The sequence below is a fragment of the Marivibrio halodurans genome (assembly GCF_017963645.1).
Taxonomy (GTDB): domain Bacteria; phylum Pseudomonadota; class Alphaproteobacteria; order UBA8366; family Aestuariispiraceae; genus Marivibrio; species Marivibrio halodurans.
This window is the reverse complement of sequence record NZ_JAGMWN010000001.1, coordinates 520298-534404: the sequence shown is the minus strand read 5'-3', so window position 1 is coordinate 534404 and position 14107 is coordinate 520298. Positions and strand designations below refer to the sequence as shown.

Here is a 14107-nt window from a genome sequence, read left to right as displayed (position 1 = left end):
CCGACGTTTCTTTGGAGCGCGCCGGCCATGGCCGATCCGTCGATCGACGCAGGCCCGGGCGTCGCGGCCCCGGGCGTCGCGGCGTACGAAGCGGGCGACTACGCTCGCGCCCATGATCTTCTCAAACCCGCCGCCGACGCGGGCGACCTCCAGGCACGTTACCTCATGGCGCGGCTTCTTTCTGGTGATATTTCTACAATGACGGACTATGGACGCGCGCGTTCCTTTCTCGATAAGCGCGTGCGGTGCCATACTCCAGATGCCTTGAACTTATATGGTTATCTCCTGGCGCCGAACGGCGGGCAGGCCTCCTATCAGACCTATCTGAAACAAGCGAGAATATATAAAGAAGCTGCAGCGGCGGGGAGTCACAAGGCGCTTTTTAACTTAGGCCTCATCACTATCAGGCACTTGAAGAAGCACGTTATCGGCGGTGCTTACATGCTCGACGCGGCTGAGCGCGGTGATATCGATGCGAAAAGTATTCTGGATAAGGTCGTGCAGAGGGATTGGGGCGACAAGGCTCTTTTACTTGCACAGGAAAAGGCGAGAGAAGAACCATTTGATGTTCGTTGGCCTTCTCTCGCCAATTTGTCGTCTCAGTGCAAGCGCTTCAACGCTTATCGATAACGCCGGAAACCGAATCTTCAAAGGCGTGGGCAACCCCCTCTTCCATTATCAAATGCTCGAGTTCGGCCATTGTCGGCTTTGTCAGCCTGTTGACGATCTGCTTTGCGACGGCGGCCGAAGCGCCATTTGCCAGCGCGGCGACGGCCCCCTTGATAGCGATCCGCCGCCGGGCCTCGGGCGGCAGTTGGGTTAGGGAGGCGGGATTTCTTGTGTCGAAACCTCTTTCCTCGAATTCCGCATGGGTGGCCAGCCGTATGGCATTACTTGCCGCGCGCCTAGCCTCTACGCCCGCGACACCGAGGCTGGTCGCTTGCCCAAAGGCCTTTGCGCCAGCTTTGCCGAGCATTCGGACTGTCGCCTGGCTGGCGCTCCAGGGCGTTATCGCCAAGCCGGCCGTGATCAAAGCGTCGCCCGCGCCGGCTTGCATCTCCAGCAAGTCGGCGGCGTCGTGGCCGAGCTCATGCGCAAAGCCCGGATCAACCTTCGGGTAGGGCAGGCTTGGGAGGGCAGCTTCATCCGTTAAAAGCGCCTCGTACCGTGTCTCCAATTCGGTCATTTTCGCAGTGTATGCGGCCTGACGGGTAGGCGATGGGACACTTGAGCTATAGCCGCGCCGGTGTTCGCCGCGGCTGGTTTGGAGGAAAGCGGCTTGCGCCACGCGAGCCTCGTCCATCAAAGCGCGTCGTTCCCGCTCGATCTCGAACCGGGTGGCCTTGGCGGCGGCTTTTTGATCTGGCGTCAGCCGGTCGAAGGCCGCCCGGTTCGCGCGCATGCCGGCATGGGTTTTCGGATCGCGCGCGAGCGCGTTGGCGTGGTCGAGGGCGGCCTTCACCGTTTCCGGGTTCGCGCCGAGCGCGGATGTGCGTTCCCGGACATAGGCCTTGACGGCGGTCGAGAGCGCGGAGCCTTCGCCATGGCGCGCATCGGCCTCGGCGAGCGCGCGTTGCGCCTGTTCGCCCCTTAGCCGTTCCGTCGCGCGTAGCGTGCCCAGCATGTCGATCGCGCGCGCGCTGGCCGTCACATCGTCGGGGGTCGGCGACGAACGGGCCAACGTGATGCGGGGCGATTTCTACCGGCTTGCGCCTGGAACGAGCAGGCCGTACGTTTCATCGCATGCGTCTTATTGGTGCAGCGCTTCTGCTTTTCGGCCTCTGCGTCGCGACCGTTCCGCGAGCCGCGGGCGCGCCGGAATCGCCACGCGCCGGCGCCTTGTCCATTGAACGGCAGATCGAGGTGCTGTCCGCGCTCGGTGCGCGCGACGAACTGACGGCGCGGGCGCTGCGGGCCTATGGTTTTCAGGCGGCGAAGCGCGCGCGGGTCTATGAGGCGGCGCCCATCCTGCGGGCCTTGGCCAAGGCGGGTGACCGTCAAGCACTTTACGCATTTATTGATTTGCGTGGCGCTTCCATCTTGCATTTTGATCATGCGGCGGAGGCGGATGCATTGCTGCGCGCGGCGGCGGCGGATGGCGACGATCGGGCGGCCGCCCGGATCATCTGGCGCGCCCTGACTTCCGATCAAGCGGTCGCCGCGTTCGACTATGATTTTTTCAAGGAAACGCCGGAACTGGCGCGGCGGACCCTCGAGGCGTTGCGCGGGCGGGCCGAGGCGGGCGAGCCCCATGCCCAGGCTTACTGGGGGGCGCTTCAGTTCCTCGAGCCGCCGGTGGTCTCGCGCTCCTTCGAGACGGGCTTTGCCATGCTGCGCGCGGCGGCGGCCCATGATGTCGCCTTCGCGCATGAGATGCTGGGGCGGCGATTGCTTCTGGAGGACGGGTATTTCGATGACCGCCGGGAGGAGGGGCGCGAGCATTTGCGCCGCGCGATAGAGTTGGCGGGGCGCGGTCGCGTGTTCCGCCACTTGGTCGGCTCCCTAATCCGGGCGGCGGACGGCGACAGGGAGGACCCGCGCTATAGAGAGGCGTTTCGTCTGGCCCGAACATCCCTCGTGGAGCACAGCATCATACAAGTGGCCGGTTTTGGGATGAGCCTGTTCGAGGAGCCGGAAAGGCTTGAGTTGTTGCGCCTTCTAGCGATCGAAGCAGCTGATCGCGGCAATGGTCTGGCGCGTGGATATCTGTCTTATTTCTACTGGGACGAAGCCTTTCAGTTCAAATCGTCCCAACATCCTGCCTTCGGTCGAGATCCAGCCCGTCACGTCGCCTGGACACTTCTGATGTTCGATGATCTGCCGGTCCCCTGGGCTGCACGGAAAGCACCAATTTCCAAAGTGCCGGATGAGGCGTGGGATCGGGAACAGGAACGTAAGGTACTCGACGATCGAAAAAGAGCACTTTCAAAAGAACTCGAACGCGTGAAAACGGAGGATGCAATCAAGCAGGGAAAGGCGCTCGCCGACGCGTTTCGCGCCGGCGATCGAGAAGCGCTTCTCGGCCCGTTGGGTCACCCGGATTTCAGCGACGGGGCCACTCCCAATTGACACCGTAATCGAACCGCATGTCGTCAATCAGCACCTCATGGAGCGGTCGATTGAACCGTGCCGCATGACGGCGCCCGAGTTCGAGGGCGCGTGCATGGACAGCTTGTGGATCGTAATAGGGTTTGATCATCCGGTGATAATAGCCGTCCGGCGCGAGAACTACACTGGCGCGTTCAAAGTTCGACAAACCCCCGTCCTTCATGAGCGCCGAGACCTCTTCAGCACTCAATCGGGTTTTTGGTGGGAACTCGGCGGTTGGGTTCGCTCCTTGCCCTCGAAGTAAGCGCGCGATCCCTTCTTTCTCTCCGGGGACCGTGTATCGAGGGGGCGTCGTGTCGGGCCGGCCTTGAGCACGAAGGTCATCAGGCATACGCGGCGCCCCCTTTGAAGGTTGTCCCCATTCGTCATCCCAGCGGATGAGGTCGATCATTGCTTCCAGGGCGGCCTTCGACTCCGGTTCCGTGATTTCTTCACCAAGAAGCCAGTCTTGCGCATTGTTGTAGTAGGCGAGGACATCTTCTCCCGGATTGATGGGACGCTTGATTTGGGGCGTCGCTGGCTCCGGCGATGGCAGTTCCAGCATAGACGCCTCCAACTCATGCTGTACGCGCTCTTTCGCCTCTTTCAGCGCGACCGGATCGGTGACGCGGCCGTTCCCTTCCTTGCCTTGGAAGGATGCGGCGGAGAGAACTGGTTGCACATCGTCTTGATCGGCCAAGCGGTCACCGTCGTCGTCGCCGCGCTCGATCGTCGTCGAGGCCGCCGCCGGGCCGAGGGGGCGCGCGGCGGCGCGTTTGGCGAGCGCGTCGTGGAGTTGGCGGTCGAGTTGCGTCTCCAGGAGAGGATCGCCGAGCATCCGGCGCAGTTCGCCGATCTCGCGCATCGCGGCTTCGGGGTCGGCCGCGACCGCGCCATCGACGATATCGGCGTAGCCGCCGATATTGGTGGTGCGCTTCATGGCGTCGGCCGTGCGCCGCAGGCCGGCGAGGGCGTCGTCGCTCAGCGGTTTCGGCGGGCGGGCCGGCCGCGGGCGCGCATCTCGCGCCGTGGCGGTGGGGGAGGACACGCCGTGACGGGGCCCGTCGCCGGCATCGGCGTCGATGATGGTGCCGGGGAGGTCGCCCGGTTCGCGCGCCGCGCCGGCTCCGTCGGATCGAAGGCGATCGGGAACACCGAAGGTCCGGTCGCGCGAAGCCGTCGGATGGGAGGCGCCGTGGCGCGCGCCGCCGCCGGAATCTCGGCCGAAATCTCGGCTGGAACCACCGCCGAGCGTCCCCTCGTGCTCGCCGTCGGGCTGCCGGCCTACACGGCCGCCCGACCGCGCCGCGCCGTGATCGGGGGAGGGCGCCGGATCGGACGCGCGGGCCCCGTTGCTATCGGACCGGCTGGGCGTGGGACGGGAGGAAAGCGGAGAGGATGATTCATAGGCGGGGCTATCTTCGGTGCCGGCCATGGGGCGGTCTCCTTTATCATGTCGTCGGTACGCGAAACGAAAGCGGCCCGCGACCCGCCACTTCCCATCCGGATCGGATCGAGAGAGACGGGCCCACGGGCCGCACCGAAAGGCGCATGAGAAAACCCCCCGCGCGCCGGGCGCACGGGGGGTGTGTTGCGACTCTCACTCTATTTAAGATAGGCATTATGTCAATATATTTGAGAACAAAAAAATATAAAGATGTGGGCCTGGGCACGGCGTGGGGGATCATAACGGGGCCGAGGCCGATGGGACCCAGCTATCCCATGCCGTTACAACAAACGCGGGCCCGGCCCTTGCGCAGCCAAACGGTCGTTCGCATTGACGAGGGGACACCGCTTCATGCTGAGGCAGCCGCATCCTATGCACAGCGTCATCTTGTCCCGAAAGGCGGTCAGCCTCTCGATGCGCCGCGTCAGATCGTCGTGCCAGACCTCGGAGATGCGGGCCCAGTCCGCCGTATCCGGCACGGCATGGGCCGGAAGGGTGGAGAGGGCACGCGCGATCTCCGCCAAGGGGATGCCCGCGCCTTGCGCCACCTTGATCACGGAGACGCGGCGCAGGACCTCCCGGTGATAGATTCGGTGGTTCGCGCTGTTCCGTTGCGAGGCGATCAGCCCCTTCCGTTCGTAAAAGTGAAGGGTCGAGACCGGCAATCCGCTTCGTTCCGCGACCTGACCGACCGATAGATAACGATTCGCCATGAAAATCCTCCTTGACCTCAACCATTGTTGAGGTCCTACGGCTTTCGCTGTCAAGGAGAGCGGCATGACGGATTTTCCAAATACCCCCGACAGCACGCGCGAGGCCTCCGTACCTTGGAAGGAATTCCTGGGCAGCGTCTATGCGCCGGCCCTGGGCTTGGTCTGTCTCGCGGTCTGGCTGCACGCGGCGGATGAACTCATCATGGCGACGATGCTTGCGTCCATCGTGGCGGATATCGGCGGCAGGGGGTTGGTGGGGTGGTCCTTCTCGCTCTATGAAATCGCCTCGGTGGTGGCGGGAGCCGCCAGCGCGTATCTGACCATGCGCCACGGATTGCGGCTTCCCATGAGTCTCGCGGCGGTTCTGTTCGCGCTCGGCTGCCTGCTCAGCGCCGCGGCCCCCACGATGGCGGTCATGTTGTCGGGCCGGGTTCTCCAGGGCCTCGGTGGTGGGGGGCTCGTCGCGATGTCCTTCGTCGCGGTGGGGGTGATCTTTCCCAGGCGCTATACGGCGCGCGCCTTGGCGGCGGTCTCCACCTTCTGGGGCGTGTCCGCGTTCCTGGGCCCCTTGATCGGAGGGCTCTTCGTCGATCACGCGACGTGGCGCTGGGGGTTCGGTTTCTTCGCCTTGCAGGCGTTCGGTCTCGCCGCCTGGATCGTCGCGCAGCCGGACCGGGCCGTCGCGCACCCCCCGGAAAGCGGCACATTCCCCTTCAGGAGGCTGGCTCTATTGTGTCTGGCCGTGCTGCTCATATCCTATGGTGGCGTCGAGATCGCGCCGATCCGCACGACATTATGCATCGGGTCCGGGCTGGGGTGCCTCGTGCTCTTTCTCTGGCTGGATAACAGGGCGGGCGGCGACCGTCTTCTGCCCAACCTGCCGTTCGATGTGACGAAGCCCGTCGGCTCGGCCTTGACGATGATCCTGTCGCTTTCCATCGCGACGATCGCGATCACGGCCTTCGGGCCGCTTCTCGTCACGCTGATCCACGATGCGTCCGCCTTCACGGCCGGTTACATCGTCGCCTGCTCGTCCATCGGGTGGACGGTTACCGCCGTTCTGGTGAGCGGTTCGCCGGAACGGCTGGACCGGCTGATGATCACCACCGGGATGGCGCTCGTGGCGGCCAGTGTCGTGGGATTCCTCTTCGCCGTTCCGAGCGGGCCTATCTGGTCGATCGCGATATGCTCCACGATGGAAGGGGCGGGCTTTGGAATGGCGTGGACCTTCATCCTCAGGCGGACCGTCGCGCTTGGGGAGCCGGCGGAGGTGCAGCGTATTTCCGGCGCCATCCCGACGGTTCAAAGACTAGGATACGCCCTCGGGGCGGCCTATGTCGGCATCGTCGCGAATGCCTCGGGATTCGCGACGATGCGGACGCCGTCGGAAGCGGCGGAGGTGGCACGATGGGTTTTCCTGGGATGCCTGCCGTTCGCCGTGCTTGGGCTGCTCGCGATGATCACCTTGGTCAGGAAGCGCTCCGCACCGTCCGATTCGGTGGCGGGGTGAAATCGAAGAGGCCGGCTATCCGCGTACCGTCCGGGCCGGATCTTCGCATCCGCCGGTTTTTCGTGTCCGGTGGGGATCGCCCAGGTGCCTGGATCGGTGGTAGCGGAGGAGGGATTCGAACCCCCGACACATGGATTATGATTCCACTGCTCTAACCAACTGAGCTACTCCGCCCCGATGGGGAAGGCGCGGACCGCGTCGGGCCGCCATCCCCTTGAGCGCCGGTTAGATATTTCGGGCGCGCTGCGCTGTCAAGCATCGGGTCCCGCCCGTTCGTTCGGATCGGCCCCCGGCAGGGCGAGGGCGTGCACCGTGACCGGCCGGACATGACCGCGGAGCGCGATCCCGGCATGGCGCGAGACCGTGATGTCGGAGGGAATCACCGCCGTCGACAGCGCGGTCATGACCGCATCGCTCACCAGCGTTTCCGTGCCCAGATCCTTGTTGAGCGCCTCCAGGCGCGCGGCGACGTTCACGCTGTCGCCATAGACGGTGTAATGCAGCCGGTCGTCGCAGCCGACGGACCCGGCGACGACGATGCCGCCATGCACGCCGATCCGGGTGCGCAGGGCCAGGGAGTCGGGGCCGAATCGCATGCGGGCCAGGGCGCGCTGGATGTCGATCGCGGCGAGGACGGCGGCCTCCGCATGATTCTCTATCGGATAGGGTACGTTGAAGACGGCGTGCAGCCCATCCCCGGTCAGGTTCACGATGGCGCCGCCGCGCGCGGTGATCGGTGCGCTCACGGCCGCGAAATAGTCGTTCAGCATGTCGATGGCCGCATCCGCCGGCAGCGTCTCGGAGAGGGCCGTGAAGCCTTCGATATCGGCGAAGAGGTTGGTCGCCTCCCGCGCCTCGCCCCGGATATGGCCGTCGGCGCTGTCCGCCAGGATGGAGCGGGCGACCGCGGGCGCGACATATTTGCCGAACATGGATTCCACCCGCCGGCGTTCGGCCAATCCCCGCACCATCCGGTTGAAGCGCCGCGAGAGCGCGCCCAGCTCGTCGTCCGAGGCTGCGGGCAGCCGCAGATCGAGCCGCCCCGCCGCAAGTCCGTCGAACCCCTGGACGAGCGCGTTGATCGGCCGCAACAGGCTGCGCCCGACGAAGAACAGCGAAATTCCCGCCGCCAGCATCGTCGCCATCAGGTCGAGCAGGACCGCGTCGGTCCGGTAAAGCCCCTGGGCCGCCCGGACGGGGGCGAGCCAGGTAAGGTCCTGCAGAACCAGCGCCGGCGGCATGAGCGCCAGCGCGACGGCCACGAGACCGAGTTTCAAGGCGAAAGGCTGGCGCAGTCGCGCGACCGGCACGGAAGGCGCGCGCTCGGCCGCCCGGCCCAGCACGTCGGAGACGGCGAAATAACTGTAGAAGGAAAAATAGAAGCCGTAGACGAAGGCGAACCAGAAATAGGCCGCGATGGCGGTGCCGGTCTCGACCGCCGTTTCCTCCCCGATTCCTCCGGTATAGGAGCCGGAAAGGAAGACCGCCGCGCAATAGAGCGCCCCGACGGCGAAGGCCCAGAGCGGCAGCCACAGGCTGAGCCGGCCCAGGCGCCGTCGCGCGCGCCGGCGCAGCACAGGGGACGACGCGCCGAGATGGCGAAGCGGCCGCAGGATCGCCCAGGCCCCGATCCCATTGACTGCGACCAGAACGAAAAGATTGGCGATCAGGGCATCCGGCACCGACTGCCAATGGCCGGAGATCGCGATATAGGCCCCGGTGAAGCCGACATCGAGCGGCGCGATCCCCAAACTCGCCAGAAGCAGCGAGATCGCGAGACCGCGATACCCCCGCCCAAAGCCATCGTCCGCGGCGTCGGCGTGCGCGCCGCCAGCCTCGTCGGGCGGCTTTTCTGTCAGGATGGGGGAGGAGCGGGGCATCGGTTCCATGTAGGGATTGCGGCCGGCAACAACACCCCTCACTCCTTCTACGACGGATCGTCGGCGGTGGATCGGTGGTCGTTTCGCGACATCGTTGGGTCGGAAGACGGCAGCATTTCAAGATCGCGCCGCAGTCTCGGGGCCGCGATATCGAGAAAGCGTCGCAGTTTGAGCGGCATCGCCCCGCGTGCCGCGTGAATCAAATGGACGGGTGTCGGCGGCGGCTCGTGATCCTCCATCACCAGTTGGAGCGTGCCGGCCGCCAGCGCGTCGGCCACCTGATAATGGAACAGGCGCGTCACCCCGGCCCCGTTTATCGCCGCCTGGGCGGCCGCGTCGGCGGTCGAGACGGAAAGGCGTGGACGAATGCCGATATCCACCCGCCGCTTCGTGGCGGGATCGTGAAAACTCCAAGACGAGAGCGGTATTGGTGCGTCGAAGGCGACACACGGCATATGGCGCAGATCCTCCGGTCCGCGCGGCGCGTCATGGGCCGCGATCAGACCGGGGCTCGCGCACAGGACGGTGCGCATGGTGCCGACCCGGGTGGCGACCATCGCGCTGTCCGGCAAATCGCCGAGGCGAACCGCCATGTCGACGTGATCCTCGACCAGGCGGACATTCCGGTCGGACAGCACCAGACGGATATCGATCGCCGGGAACCGGGCCAGGAAATCCGTCACGATCGGCAGCACATGCCGCCGGCCGAAGAGGAGCGGCGCGGTCACGACGAGTTCCCCCTTCGGTTCCACGAACTCGCCGGTGGCTTCTCGTTCCGCGGCTTCCACCTGTTCCAGGATACGGCGCGCCGCTTCGACATAGGCGGTGCCGGCATCGGTGAGCGCGAGGCTCCGCGTGGTTCGGATGAGCAACTTGGTGCCGAGGCGCTCCTCCAGATCGGAAATCCGGCGGCTCAATGTTGGCACCGGCACGTGAAGGGCCCGCCCGGCGGCGGAGAGGCTGCCATGATCCACCGTGGCCAGCAGCATCGACATGGCGTCGAAGCGATCCATCCATTTTTCCATAAAGTGAAAATCTAGTTTAGAAATTTACCATATTATTATTCTATCTGGAAATCTCCATTCTTTGCCTCGTCGAACCGACCCCCGGTTCGAGTAGCGAGAAGGAGATTTCCCGATGTCCCGTTTGAGCATCCCAACCCATGACGCGGCGCCGGAGGCGTCCAAGCCGATCCTCGACGCCGTGAAGCAGCAACTCGGCACGGTGCCGAACCTGTTCCGTGTTATCGCCAACAGCCCCGTTGCCCTTGGCGCCTATGCCGGTTTCCAGGGGGCGCTCGGCAAGGCGCTCGACCTCAAGACGCGGGAGCGGATCGCGCTCGCCGTGGCCCAGGGCAATGGCTGCGCCTATTGCCTGTCGGCGCACAGCTATCTCGCCCGCAATCTGGCCAAGTTGACGGCGGAGGAAGTGGCGCTGAACCGCCGGGGAGCGTCCGGTGACGCGAAGGCCGATGCGGCGGTCGCCTTCGCGGCGAAGGTCGCCCGCGAGCGCGGCCATGTCGACGCGGCGGATGTCGCCGCGGTGCGCGCCGCCGGTTTCACCGACGGGCAGATCGTCGAGATCGTGGCGCTCGTCGCGGAGAACAGCTTCACCAATTTCCTCAACGAGGTCGCGGGAACGGAAATCGACTTCCCCCTAGTGGAGCCCGAACTGGAGCCCGCGCAGGAGGTGGCGGCGTGATGCCGCATGGGGCCGGGGCGCCGTCCGTCCCGGTCCCGCCTTTCTTCATTCGGATGGTTGGAGGTTGAGCATGGCCTATGGATTCCTCGATATCGCCGCGACGCCCGGCGTCCTCGCCGCGCAACGTTCCATGGGCGTCGACCGGGACTGGCGCGCTGTCTCGGGCGACCGCGCCTTCGATCGGTTCACCGATAACGAAACCGCTTTCATCGCCGCGCGCGACAGCTTCCATATCGCCAGTGTCTCGGAGACCGGCTGGCCCTATGTCCAGCATCGCGGCGGGCCGGTGGGGTTCCTGAAGGTTCTGGACGACCGCACGCTGGCCTTCGCCGACTATCGCGGCAATCGCCAGTATATCAGCCTCGGCAATCTGACGGCCAACGACCGGACCTGTCTGTTCCTGATGGATCATGTACGGCGCGCGCGCCTGAAGATCTATGCAAGGGCGGAGAGTATCGCGCCGGATGCCGACCCGTCGCTTACGGCCCGCGTGATCGACCCTGCCTACAGGGCCCGGGTGGAGCGGATATTCCGTCTACGCCTCCAGGCCTTCGATTGGAACTGCCCGCAACATATTCCCCAGCGCTTCACCCGCCGCGAGGTCGAGGCAGCCGCCCGGCCCCTGAGTGAACGCATCGCCCAATTGGAAGCCGAGAACGCGGATCTGCGCGCCCGGCTCATTAAGGTCCGGCTCATTAAGGCCCGGCTCATTAAGGAAGGAGAGTGAGTATGACCATGCAGGAAACCCGTCCGCCTCTGCCGCCCTTCACCGCCGGGACGGCGCGGGAGAAGGTGCGGCGCGCGGAGGATGCCTGGAACGGCCGCGACCCGGAGGTGGTGGCCCGTGCCTACACCCCCGACAGCCAGTGGCGGAACCGTGCCGAGTTCCTTGAAGGCCGCGCGGCGATCGTCGCCTTCCTGACGCGCAAATGGGTGCGGGAACTGGACTATCGCCTGATCAAGGAATTATGGGCGCATGACGGTGAGCGTATCGCCGTGCGCTTCGCCTATGAATGGCGCGACGACGCGGGGCAATGGTATCGGTCCTTCGGTAACGAGAATTGGGAATTCGCGGCGAACGGCCTGATGCGCCGACGCATCGCCTCGATCAACGATTGTCCGATTCAGGCGGCAGAGCGGCGCTTTCACTGGTCGCTGGGGCGTCGACCGGACGATCACCCCGGCCTGAGCGATCTGGGTTTCTAGAGCATGCTCTAGGCGGCTTGGGGGCGGCGCGGGGCGATCCAGCCCCCGCCGAGCACGCGGCTCGCGTCGGCGGGGTCGTAGAAGACGCAGGCCTGCCCGGGGGAGACGCCGTGCTGCGGCTGCTCGAAGCGAACCTCGACATCGCCCAGCGGCGTTGCCTCCACCGCCGCCGGGACGGGCGTCATGGTGTTGCGGATCTTGACGAGCACCTTGGCCGGCCCGTCCGACAGTCGCGTGCCGCCCAGCCAGTTTACCTGGTCGAGCAGGATATCGGGCGTCGCCAGTGCCGCGCGCGGGCCGACGACGACGCGTCGGCTCTCCGGCTCCAGCCGCACGACATAGAGCGGCTCGGAGGAGGTGTCCCGCCCGCCGATACCGAGACCCCGGCGCTGGCCGATCGTATAATGGATGATCCCGTCATGCCGGCCCAGCACGGTGCCGTCGCGATCGACGATCTCTCCCGGCTCCGCCGCCTCCGGCCGCAGGCGCCGGACGATGCGGGCATAGTCGCCGTCGGGCACGAAACAGATATCCTGGCTGTCCGGCTTGTCGGCGATGGCGAGGCCGAGGCGCTGGGCCTGCCGGCGGGTCTCGCTTTTATCCAGGTCGCCGAGGGGGAAGCGCAGGAAATCCAACTGCGCGTGCGTCGTGGCGAACAGGAAATAGCTCTGATCCTTGCCGTCGTCGACGGCGCGGCGCAGGGTCGGCGCGCCGTCCGCCTCGACCGTGCGGCGGACATAATGGCCGGTGGCCAGCGCGTCCGCGTCCAGTTCGCGCGCCGTGGTCAGCAGGTCGGTGAACTTCACCGTCTGATTGCAGCGCACGCAGGGGATCGGTGTTTCACCACGCGCATAGGCATCGGCGAAATCCTCGATCACCGCATCGCGGAAGCGGCTTTCGTAATCCAGCACGTAATGGGGAAAGCCCATGCCATCGGCGACGCGCCGGGCATCGTAGATATCCTGGCCCGCGCAGCAGGCGCCCTTGCGCGCCATCGCCTCGCCCTGGTCATAGAGTTGCAGGGTCATGCCGACGACCTCGTACCCCGCTTCGTGCAGCAGCGCCGCGGTGACGGAGGAATCGACGCCGCCCGACATCGCGACGACGACGCGCGTTTCCGCCCGCGGCTTGTCGAAGCCGAGGTCGATGTCGAGCCGGTTCGCGGTCGTGGCCTGGTCCATCATGGCGCCCGATATATAAGAAGGTGGGGGATCGGGGCAATCACTGGTGATACCCGGGCCTTGCTTCACGAAACCGTCACATCGCGCGCGTTAGAGAATGGCCCATGACCGACGCACCGTCCGGGCGGACACCCGCCCTCTCGCTCTTCCGCATCTTCCTGATGCTGGGCTGTACGTCCTTCGGCGGGCCGATCGCCCATCTGGGATATTTCCGGGAGGCCTTCGTCGCGCGGCGCGGCTGGTTCACGGAAGGGGCCTATGCCGATATGGTAGCGCTGGCCCAGTTCCTGCCCGGCCCGGCGTCCAGTCAGGTGGGCATGATGATCGGGCTGGCGCGCGGCGGCATCGGTGGCATGCTGGCCGCCTGGGCCGGCTTCACGCTACCCTCCGCCTTGGCGTTGACGCTCTTCGCCTTCGGCGTGGTGCGGTTCGGGGGCGTGCTCGGCGGCGGCTGGCTGCTGGGGTTGAAGGCGGCGGCGGCGGCCGTGGTGGCGCAGGCCCTGATCGGCATGGCGCGGACGCTGGCCCCGGATGCGCCGCGCGCGGGTCTGGCCGTTGGCGGTTTCGTCGTCGTGATCGGTGTCACCGGCCTTCTCGGCGCGCCGGTCTGGGCGCAGATCGCGGCGATCCTGGCCGGCGGGGTGCTGGGGCTCGTGTTCCTGAAAGGCGCCGGGGGCGGAAGCGAAGCCGGGTCGGGGCAAGAGGAGCCGGGGCTAGAAGGGGCGGGGCAAGGAGGCGACGGCCTCGACATCGATATCGGGCGCGGCGTGGCTCTCGGCGCGTTGTTCCTGTTCGCGCTTCTTCTGATCGTTCCGTTCCTGGTGGGGCTGGACGGCGGACTCGGGCTCGCCGACCGGTTCTATCGCGCGGGCGCGCTGGTCTTCGGGGGCGGGCATGTGGTGCTGCCGCTGCTGCAGGCGGGCATGGTCGATGGCGGGATCGTCGGCCGTGACAGCTTCCTCGCGGGCTATGGCGCGGCGCAGGCGGTGCCGGGGCCGCTCTTTACCTTCGCCAGCTATCTCGGCGCGGCGGCAGGCGGATGGGGCGGCGCGGCGATCGGGACGGCGGCGATCTTCCTGCCCTCCATGCTGCTGACGCTCGGCGCCTTGCCTTTCTGGGCACGGTTGCGCCGCGCGCCCGCGATGCGGCGCGCGCTGGCGGGCGTCAACGCGGCCGTCGTCGGGCTGCTGGCGGCCGCGTTCTACGATCCGGTGCTGGCGGGGGTGTTCGACCGGCCCCATGCCGTGGCGCTGGCCGGGGTGGCGTTCGTCGCGCTGGTGATCTGGAAACTGCCGCCCTGGGCGGTGGTGGTCACGGCGGGCGTGTTGGGTGGCCTGTTGCTGTAGATCGCGGCGCCATCGCGATCGATTGGCTGGAATCCG

13 protein-coding genes and 1 tRNA gene are annotated in these 14107 nt (G+C 66.1%); 7 read left to right on the top strand and 7 right to left on the bottom strand.

What is annotated here, in order from left to right; all coding sequences use genetic code 11:
- The first annotated feature begins 27 nt into the window (after nt 1–27).
- Nucleotides 28–630: a sel1 repeat family protein gene (locus KAJ83_RS02440; RefSeq protein WP_210680417.1), complete on the top strand. Its 603-nt coding sequence runs from the start codon at nt 28–30 to the stop codon at nt 628–630.
- Here the strand turns inward: KAJ83_RS02440 and KAJ83_RS02435 are convergent.
- Nucleotides 614–1651 carry a hypothetical protein gene (locus tag KAJ83_RS02435; protein ID WP_210680416.1) on the bottom strand — a complete coding sequence of 346 codons (1038 nt, stop codon included), beginning with the start codon at nt 1649–1651 and terminating at the stop codon, nt 614–616. The two genes, KAJ83_RS02440 and KAJ83_RS02435, sit on opposite strands and share 17 nt — an antisense overlap.
- A 92-nt stretch (nt 1652–1743) precedes the next feature.
- Between KAJ83_RS02435 and KAJ83_RS02430 the strand changes: the two genes are divergently transcribed.
- Nucleotides 1744–3069, top strand: coding sequence for a hypothetical protein (locus KAJ83_RS02430; RefSeq protein WP_210680415.1), 1326 nt, complete (start codon nt 1744–1746; stop codon nt 3067–3069).
- On the opposite strand, the gene KAJ83_RS02425 is transcribed toward KAJ83_RS02430, so the two are convergent.
- Entirely contained in the window at nt 3044–4522 is a 1479-nt protein-coding gene (locus KAJ83_RS02425; RefSeq protein ID WP_210680414.1) for a hypothetical protein, read from the bottom strand. The genes KAJ83_RS02430 and KAJ83_RS02425 overlap by 26 nt on opposite strands.
- A gap of 293 nt (nt 4523–4815) precedes the next feature.
- A complete protein-coding gene (gene soxR / locus KAJ83_RS02420; protein ID WP_210680413.1) occupies nt 4816–5247 on the bottom strand; it encodes a redox-sensitive transcriptional activator SoxR in 432 nt (143 codons plus the stop codon).
- A 64-nt stretch (nt 5248–5311) separates the two neighbouring features.
- Here soxR and KAJ83_RS02415 point away from each other — a divergent pair, with 64 nt between their 5' ends.
- Nucleotides 5312–6757: an MFS transporter gene (locus KAJ83_RS02415; protein WP_210680412.1), complete on the top strand. Its 1446-nt coding sequence runs from the start codon at nt 5312–5314 to the stop codon at nt 6755–6757.
- Between the two features lie 97 nt (nt 6758–6854).
- On the opposite strand, the gene KAJ83_RS02410 is transcribed toward KAJ83_RS02415, so the two are convergent.
- The 3 genes from KAJ83_RS02410 to KAJ83_RS02400 all read right to left on the bottom strand — a co-directional run bounded on the left by KAJ83_RS02410 (nt 6855) and on the right by KAJ83_RS02400 (nt 9650).
- Nucleotides 6855–6931, bottom strand: a tRNA-Met gene (locus tag KAJ83_RS02410).
- Nucleotides 6932–7008: 77 nt separating this feature from the next.
- On the bottom strand, nt 7009–8637 hold the full coding sequence (locus KAJ83_RS02405) for an adenylate/guanylate cyclase domain-containing protein (protein ID WP_210680411.1): 1629 nt from the start codon (nt 8635–8637) through the stop codon (nt 7009–7011).
- Between the two features lie 47 nt (nt 8638–8684).
- Complete coding sequence (locus KAJ83_RS02400) at nt 8685–9650, bottom strand: LysR family transcriptional regulator (protein ID WP_210680410.1); 966 nt, start codon at nt 9648–9650, stop codon at nt 8685–8687.
- A gap of 124 nt (nt 9651–9774) precedes the next feature.
- Here KAJ83_RS02400 and KAJ83_RS02395 point away from each other — a divergent pair, with 124 nt between their 5' ends.
- The 3 genes from KAJ83_RS02395 to KAJ83_RS02385 all read left to right on the top strand — a co-directional run bounded on the left by KAJ83_RS02395 (nt 9775) and on the right by KAJ83_RS02385 (nt 11544).
- Complete coding sequence (locus KAJ83_RS02395) at nt 9775–10338, top strand: carboxymuconolactone decarboxylase family protein (RefSeq protein ID WP_210680409.1); 564 nt, start codon at nt 9775–9777, stop codon at nt 10336–10338.
- A gap of 70 nt (nt 10339–10408) precedes the next feature.
- Entirely contained in the window at nt 10409–11065 is a 657-nt protein-coding gene (locus KAJ83_RS02390) for a pyridoxamine 5'-phosphate oxidase family protein (protein ID WP_210680408.1), read from the top strand.
- A gap of 2 nt (nt 11066–11067) precedes the next feature.
- Nucleotides 11068–11544, top strand: a complete 477-nt coding sequence (locus tag KAJ83_RS02385; RefSeq protein WP_425515456.1) for a nuclear transport factor 2 family protein — start codon at nt 11068–11070, stop codon at nt 11542–11544.
- 8 nt (nt 11545–11552) lie between these two features.
- Here KAJ83_RS02385 and mnmA read toward each other — a convergent pair whose 3' ends face one another.
- On the bottom strand, nt 11553–12728 hold the full coding sequence (mnmA, locus tag KAJ83_RS02380) for a tRNA 2-thiouridine(34) synthase MnmA (protein WP_246484157.1): 1176 nt from the start codon (nt 12726–12728) through the stop codon (nt 11553–11555).
- Between the two features lie 101 nt (nt 12729–12829).
- Here mnmA and chrA point away from each other — a divergent pair, with 101 nt between their 5' ends.
- The gene (chrA, locus tag KAJ83_RS02375; protein ID WP_210680407.1) at nt 12830–14071 is read left to right on the top strand and encodes a chromate efflux transporter; all 1242 of its coding nucleotides are present in this window, start codon (nt 12830–12832) and stop codon (nt 14069–14071) included.
- The last annotated feature ends 36 nt before the right edge of the window (nt 14072–14107 follow it).

Excerpts from the sequence above, each read along its gene's own strand:
- KAJ83_RS02440 (WP_210680417.1), top strand. The coding sequence starts at position 28 with ATGGCCGATCCGTCGATCGACGCAGGCCCGGGCGTCGCGGCCCCGGGC.
- KAJ83_RS02430 (WP_210680415.1), top strand. The coding sequence starts at position 1,744 with ATGCGTCTTATTGGTGCAGCGCTTCTGCTTTTCGGCCTCTGCGTCGCG.
- KAJ83_RS02425 (WP_210680414.1), bottom strand. The coding sequence starts at position 4,522 with ATGGCCGGCACCGAAGATAGCCCCGCCTATGAATCATCCTCTCCGCTT.
- soxR (WP_210680413.1), bottom strand. The coding sequence starts at position 5,247 with ATGGCGAATCGTTATCTATCGGTCGGTCAGGTCGCGGAACGAAGCGGA.
- KAJ83_RS02415 (WP_210680412.1), top strand. The coding sequence starts at position 5,312 with ATGACGGATTTTCCAAATACCCCCGACAGCACGCGCGAGGCCTCCGTA.
- KAJ83_RS02405 (WP_210680411.1), bottom strand. The coding sequence starts at position 8,637 with ATGCCCCGCTCCTCCCCCATCCTGACAGAAAAGCCGCCCGACGAGGCT.
- KAJ83_RS02400 (WP_210680410.1), bottom strand. The coding sequence starts at position 9,650 with ATGGATCGCTTCGACGCCATGTCGATGCTGCTGGCCACGGTGGATCAT.
- KAJ83_RS02395 (WP_210680409.1), top strand. The coding sequence starts at position 9,775 with ATGTCCCGTTTGAGCATCCCAACCCATGACGCGGCGCCGGAGGCGTCC.
- KAJ83_RS02390 (WP_210680408.1), top strand. The coding sequence starts at position 10,409 with ATGGCCTATGGATTCCTCGATATCGCCGCGACGCCCGGCGTCCTCGCC.
- KAJ83_RS02385 (WP_425515456.1), top strand. The coding sequence starts at position 11,068 with ATGACCATGCAGGAAACCCGTCCGCCTCTGCCGCCCTTCACCGCCGGG.
- mnmA (WP_246484157.1), bottom strand. The coding sequence starts at position 12,728 with ATGATGGACCAGGCCACGACCGCGAACCGGCTCGACATCGACCTCGGC.
- chrA (WP_210680407.1), top strand. The coding sequence starts at position 12,830 with ATGACCGACGCACCGTCCGGGCGGACACCCGCCCTCTCGCTCTTCCGC.